This is a genomic window from Nostoc sp. CHAB 5836 (assembly GCF_020829445.1).
Lineage (GTDB): Bacteria > Cyanobacteriota > Cyanobacteriia > Cyanobacteriales > Nostocaceae > Nostoc.
The window spans coordinates 2501-3916 of sequence record NZ_JAIVFV010000313.1; the positions used below are offsets into that span (position 1 = coordinate 2501).

General features: G+C 52.8%; 1 rRNA gene. It reads left to right on the forward strand.

Annotated features, from left to right (window positions below):
* Nucleotides 1-75: 75 nt before the first annotated feature.
* A 23S ribosomal RNA gene (locus LC605_RS31585) occupies nt 76-1416 on the forward strand; the annotation flags it as partial.

Here is a 1416-nt window from a genome sequence, read left to right on the forward strand (position 1 = left end):
CGCGACAGCGTGTTGCCGAGTGGCGTGCTGAACTTGTTTCAGTACAACACCAGCGCTGTCGTTGGTGGTGCGGACTCTCAAGCGTGAGGTAAGGGCATTTCGTGGATGCCTTGGCATGCACAGGCGATGAAGGACGTGGCACGCTGCGATAAGCGTCGGTGAGGTGTGAGCAACCTTTGACCCGACGATTTCCGAATGGGGAAACCCACCCTTACCATTTAATCCCGCAGTCGATCTTTGGATCGGTCGCCGGGTTAAATGGAACGAGGGTATTACCGAAGTGAATACATAGCTTTGGTAAAGCGAACCCGGGGAACTGAAACATCTCAGTACCTGGAGGAAAAGACATCAACCGAGATTCCGTTAGTAGTGGCGAGCGAACGCGGACCAGGCCAGTGCCTGAAGTTTAACAAGCAGAACGGTTTGGAAAGGCCGACCATAGCGGGTGACAGTCCCGTATGCGAAAGTGAAACTTCAGGACTTGAGTAGGGCGGGACACGTGTAATCCTGTCTGAATATAGGGGGACCACCCTCTAAGCCTAAATACTCGTGCATGACCGATAGCGAACTAGTACCGTGAGGGAAAGGTGAAAAGCACCCCGATTAGGGGAGTGAAACAGTACCTGAAACGGAATGCCTACAATCAGTTGGAGCCTCTTTAAGGGGTGACAGCGTACCTCTTGTATAATGGGTCTGTGACTTAATGTATGAAGCAAGCTTAAGCCGTTAGGTGTAGGCGCAGCGAAAGCGAGTCTGAATAGGGCGACCATAGTTTCATGCATTAGACCCGAACCCCGGCGATCTAGGCATGGCCAGGATGAAGGTGCGGTAACACGCACTGGAGGTCCGAACCGATCAACGTTGAAAAGTTGTCGGATGAGCTGTGTTTAGGGGTGAAAGGCCAATCAAGCCGGGAAATAGCTGGTTCTCCGCGAAAACTATTGAGGTAGTGCCTCGTATGTTTACCGATGGGGGTAGAGCACTGGATGGATGCGGGGGTCGCGAGATCTACCAACTCTAACCAAACTCCGAATACCATCGAGTATAGTACGGGAGACAGACGGCGGGTGCTAAGGTCCGTCGTCGAGAGGGAAACAGCCCTGACCAACAGCTAAGGTCCCCAAATCGTATCTAAGTGGGAAAGCATGTGGGATTTCCAAAACAGCCAGGAGGTTGGCTTAGAAGCAGCCATCCTTTAAAGAAAGCGTAACAGCTCACTGGTCTAAATAAGGGGTCCTGCGCCGAAAATGTAACGGGGCTCAAGCCACGAGCCGAAGCTTCGGGTGTGTACATCTGTACACGCGGTAGCGGAGCGTTCCCTAGGCCTGCGAAGGGAGACCCGTGAGGGCTCCTGGAGGTATGGGAAGTGCGAATGCTGACATGAGTAACGACAAAGAGTGTGAAAGACACAGATCG